The organism is Roseofilum sp. (assembly GCF_982964205.1).
Window position 1 is genome coordinate 1 of sequence record NZ_CEZBFX010000192.1, and the last position, 4,882, is coordinate 4,882.

Here is a 4,882-nt window from a genome sequence, read left to right on the forward strand (position 1 = left end):
TGACAACTCACATCTATGATCGACAATGTACCTCATAGCAGCGCGAAGCGCTGTATAACTTAGTAACCTTTGGAAAAGAATATGACCGGCCGGATTGTCAAGGTGATATAGAGGAATTTATGGCGATTGCAGGAGGAGGGGAAAACAACTTCTATATATGTAAATATTATTCATATGAAGAGGGAGAGGAGATTTATTTATATGACCCTTCTAAATCCTTAACAGAAGAAATAGAAATTGTGGATGTGTTTCCTGGTTTATTTCCTTTAGTAGTCTGTTTTAATATCGATCTCATTTTAAGAGCAGCTCAAACTTATGCATTCTTTGGTCATAGGGATACGTCTCTTGATTGGGGATATTTTTCTATAAATCAGCCTTCACAACTCGAAATTATTAGGATATAATAAGCAAGCAACTTCAGACTAATCAATCTCAAATTCATCCTGATTTAATCCCTGGGTAAATTCCAGTATATGGCTAAAAATTTGGATAGCATCAAGTAGATATTCGCGATCGCTGTTCATTTAGAATAGATGGTATGGGTATGACGGATATCATTTTTCTTTTACTGAGTATTATAATATTCATAAATAACAAGGAGAGTGTATGATGATACAAATCATGGATGTCAGTGAATTGAAGCCAGAACAAATACAACAAATACAAACCATTATTGAAGCATTTAAGGCTAAAAATGAACTGGATAAATTGTCTACTTATCAAAAAAAGAATCACACACCAGATATCATCGATCGCTTGACACAAAATCCGATTAAAGTGGATGGTTTTCTGAAGCGTGAAGACATTTATGACTGTTAATTATGGATGAAGTTTGATGAAGTTAAACTTTATTGATACTAACATTTGGCTCTATAGACTGTTTGACGATCAACGTATAGACGCTAGAGAAAGACAACGAAAGCTAAAGATCGCTACTTCGATTACAGACCAATCTTCTTTGACGATCAGTACCCAGGTGATTAATGAAATTTCGGCGAATCTAATTAAGAAAGCTAATTTTGATGAAACTCAAATTAAAGCAGTGATTCAATCCCTGTATAATCGCTGTCAAGTGGTAGAATTTAGCTTGAATATTCTGCAATCTGCTTCTGATTTACGCATCAATTATAATCTCTCATTTTGGGATAGCCTGATTGTGGCGAGTGCATTAGCCGGTGGTGCAGATTTTTTGTATTCTGAAGATATGCAAGATGGGTTAATTGTTTCGGGACAACTCAATATTATTAATCCCTTTCAATGACAGTAGGGGCGAAAAATTTTTCGCCCCTATAACCGGAGTCTCCTCTCCAAGCTTGGACAAGATGGTACAATAACCTGCAAATGGCTCCTATAGCTCTGAATTATTTACTGCAAGCAGGGATAAGTCTCTCTCTTATGGCAGAGGGATATAGGTAGAGGAAATTATTTCAGTAACTCCTCAAATTGTTGTTGACTCCACAGGGTTTGATACAGTCCCTCTTGCTCGATTAATTCCCGATGGTGTCCCATTTGCACAATGCTTCCCCGTTCCATGACAAAGATGCGATCGGCTGTTGCTGCTGCGGAAAGTTGATGGGAAATAAACAACACGGTTTTTTTGCGCGTGCCTGTAGATAGATTCTTTAAAATTCCGGTCGCTGTTTGATTATCTACACTCGATAAACAATCATCCAAAATTAAGACGGGCGCATCAATCAGCAACGCACGAGCTAAGGCAGAGCGCTGCCGTTGTCCGCCGGATAGAGTGATCCCTCTTTCTCCGACAATGGTGTCATAATATTGGGGGAAATTGAGAATTTCCGGATGAATTTGGGCAGTGGTTGCGGCGGTTTCTACCCTAAACTGTTCCGCCAGAGGATCGCCATAGCGAATATTATTTTGAATCGTGGTACTGAACAAGAAACTATCTTGAGGAACAAACGCGATCGCGCCCCGCAAATCGGTTAAGTTAAGCTTGGTAATGTCATAACTATCCAGAAATACCCGACCCTGGGCAATGGGTAACAGTCGCGGAAGTGCCTTAGCTAGGGTTGATTTTCCCGAACCAATCGGCCCTACAATGGCAATAGTTTCACCAGGATGAATGCTAAAATTAATGTTGTTCAGAGCGGGGGTAGCACTACCGGGATAGGTATAGCTCAGATGACGGGCAACCAGTTGACCTTTAGGTGGTGTTTTAAAGTCTAGAGATTGGGAAAAATTCTGAATTTTGGGCTGCACCTTGAGAATTTCTTCGATGCGATTAATACTCACTTCTCCCCGCTGATAGGCACTAATGGTAAAACCGAGTAAGGCAGTTGGAAACACCAGGCGCTCCACATAAAGCAGCAAGGCTAAAAAGTCCCCAATGGTAATCGAACCCCTGGCAATTTCTTGAGTCCCCATCCAGAGAATCACCAGTAAACTTAAGGAAGCTAAAGCTTCGACTAAGGGAAAGAGAAAATTACGAGTTCTGGCTAACTTGAGGTTTGCGCCGAGTAATTTCTGATTGAGTTGGCGAAAAGCTTGCTGTTCATTGTCTTCTTGGGCATAAATTTTAATTAACGAGATGCCGCTCATATCTTCTTGGATCAGATCGCTAACGTGGGAGAGTTCTTCCTGTACGTCCTGCTGTTCCTTGCGAAGTCGGTTGCTGAAAATCTGTACGGCAAATAACATTAAGGGATAAACGGCGATCGCCAACAAACTTAAGCGCAAATGAATCGATAGCATCACCGGCAGAGTCAGTACATACGCAAACACTGTATTCGCCAAGCTCAACACGGCAAACCCCAGCAGACGGCGAATACTGTCCACATCCGAGGTCGCCCGGTTAATCAAGTCCCCCACCGTATGCGTGGCAAAATACCCCGAATCTAGGCGCAAGAAATGCCCGAATATTGCCTGTTTGAGGTCAAACTCCACCTGACGACCGACCCCAAACAACAGAATCCGCGAAACCATGCGAATCACCCACATAATGGAGGCTAACGCCAATAACCACAGCACCGTACTAATGACCGTCCGAGTGCTAAACGTCACTTGTAGATTATTGACTCCATCCCGAATTAGCAGAGGAAGGTAAACCCCCAGAGCATTGACAATTAAAAGAGAAAAAATACCCAAGCCGGCTGATTTCCAATGGGGACGCAGATAAGATCCGAGCTTCTCTAAATTTGATTGAGCCATAGGGAAAGGGTGGGAGATTGCTTACTTATACGGTTGCGTGTCAGATCGAAAGAGCGCCTGGCGATCGCCAGCACATATCATCACCATACTACATTCCTATACCTCTCCCTAATCCGCCATCAGCCCCTACTCAGGGGCTGATGGTTTCCTGGAGCCATAAGCGAAAGGGCCGGAACTATGTCAGAATGTTCACAGTATTTTTGTTCTCCTTCGTGATTAAATAACCCATTGTGTTTGTTCTTAGCGGTTACGAATACTTTTTAGGCTTTCTGCTGCTATGCAGCTCAGTCCCCGTGTTGGCTCTGGGAGCTTCCTATATCCTGCGTCCCAAAGGCGTTGGTCCGGAATGCCGCACTACTTACGAATCCGCCGTTGAACCGGTGGGGGGGGCATGGATTCAATTCAACATTCGCTACTATATGTTCGCCCTGGTGTTCGTTATTTTTGATGTAGAAACCGTGTTTCTCTATCCTTGGGCAGTAGCTTTTAGCAAGTTAGGCCTGTTAGCCTTTATCGAAGCCTTGATTTTCATCGCCATTCTGGTGGTGGGCTTGGTCTACGCTTGGAGAAAAGGAGCATTGGAATGGTCGTAGGTTCTAGTAAAACAGAGATGACACAAAATCTGATTAATCCCGTTGAACGTCCGCAAGTCACTAACGAACTGTCAGAGAATGTAATTCTGACAACGGTAGAGGATTTGTATAACTGGGCGAAACTCTCTTCACTTTGGCCGCTGTTGTATGGTACAGCCTGTTGCTTTATCGAATTTGCGGCCTTGATTGGTTCCCGGTTTGATTTTGACCGCTTTGGTTTGGTTCCCCGCTCGAGTCCCAGACAAGCGGATTTGCTGATTACAGCCGGAACCATCACCATGAAGTATGCTCCGGCTCTGGTGCGCTTGTACGAGCAAATGCCCGAACCCAAGTATGTGATTGCCATGGGTGCTTGTACGATTACAGGTGGTATGTTTAGTATGGATTCCCCTTCTGCGGTGCGTGGGGTGGATAAACTGATTCCAGTTGATGTCTATATTCCCGGTTGTCCTCCGCGACCTGAGGCAATTATTGATGCCATCATTAAGTTGCGCAAAAAGATTGCGAATGAAACGATTCAGGAACGGAGCAAAATCCTGCAAACCCATCGTTATTATCAGGTGAGCCACAAAATGAACGTGGTTGAACCGATTTTGACGGGAGCATATCTCCAATCCGAGACGCGACAAGCTCCCCCGAAAGCGTTGGCAGAGGCTTATGGAATGCCGATTCCTGCAGCATTAGAAGGTGAAAAACAGGAGGAAGTTCAGGGTGGCTGAGGAAAATCAAGAGTTAGCACAGGAAACGGCAGGACCGGTTTCGAGCTGGTTGGGTGAGAATGGGTTTGGTCATGAGTTTTTGGGGCGCGATCGCTCTTCGGTAGAATTGATTAAGGTAGAACCCCAAGTTCTCCTACCCATTTCTTCTGCGCTCTATGCCTATGGCTTTAATTATCTCCAATGTCAAGGTGCGTATGATGAAGGCCCTGGTCAAGCATTGGTCAGTTTTTACCATTTGCTGAAGGTGGACGATGATGTGGTTGACCCGGAAGAGGTGCGATTAAAGGTCTATCTGCCTCGCGATAACCCGAAAGTACCTTCAGTTTATTGGATTTGGAAAGCAGCAGATTTCCAAGAACGGGAATCCTATGATATGTATGGGATTGTCTATGAAGGTCATCC

7 protein-coding genes are annotated in these 4,882 nt (G+C 43.9%); 6 read left to right on the forward strand and 1 reads right to left on the reverse strand.

All coding sequences use genetic code 11. The features are described 5' to 3' along the window. The first annotated feature begins 119 nt into the window (after positions 1–119). From AC3A14_RS24005 to AC3A14_RS24015, 3 genes are all read left to right on the forward strand, one after another. On the forward strand, positions 120–404 hold the full coding sequence (locus AC3A14_RS24005) for a hypothetical protein (protein WP_318735785.1): 285 nt from the start codon (positions 120–122) through the stop codon (positions 402–404). A gap of 202 nt (positions 405–606) precedes the next feature. Then, positions 607–819, forward strand: a complete 213-nt coding sequence (locus AC3A14_RS24010) for a hypothetical protein (RefSeq protein ID WP_318735783.1) — start codon at positions 607–609, stop codon at positions 817–819. A gap of 16 nt (positions 820–835) precedes the next feature. Next, positions 836–1,261, forward strand: a complete 426-nt coding sequence (locus AC3A14_RS24015; protein WP_318735781.1) for a PIN domain-containing protein — start codon at positions 836–838, stop codon at positions 1,259–1,261. 161 nt (positions 1,262–1,422) lie between these two features. Here AC3A14_RS24015 and AC3A14_RS24020 read toward each other — a convergent pair whose 3' ends face one another. After that, a complete protein-coding gene (locus AC3A14_RS24020; RefSeq protein WP_318735778.1) occupies positions 1,423–3,168 on the reverse strand; it encodes an ABC transporter ATP-binding protein in 1,746 nt (581 codons plus the stop codon). Positions 3,169–3,398: 230 nt separating this feature from the next. Here AC3A14_RS24020 and ndhC point away from each other — a divergent pair, with 230 nt between their 5' ends. The 3 genes from ndhC to AC3A14_RS24035 all read left to right on the forward strand — a co-directional run. Beyond that, entirely contained in the window at positions 3,399–3,761 is a 363-nt protein-coding gene (ndhC, locus tag AC3A14_RS24025; RefSeq protein ID WP_271938464.1) for a photosynthetic/respiratory NAD(P)H-quinone oxidoreductase subunit C, read from the forward strand. After that, positions 3,752–4,480 (forward strand): photosynthetic/respiratory NAD(P)H-quinone oxidoreductase subunit K, encoded by a 729-nt coding sequence (ndhK, locus tag AC3A14_RS24030; RefSeq protein ID WP_318699962.1) that lies wholly within the window; start codon positions 3,752–3,754, stop codon positions 4,478–4,480. Before ndhC ends, ndhK begins: the two co-directional genes overlap by 10 nt. Then, positions 4,473–4,882 (forward strand): NAD(P)H-quinone oxidoreductase subunit J (locus tag AC3A14_RS24035; protein WP_487779205.1); only part of this gene is annotated, 410 nt, incomplete at its 3' end. The genes ndhK and AC3A14_RS24035, both read left to right, overlap by 8 nt.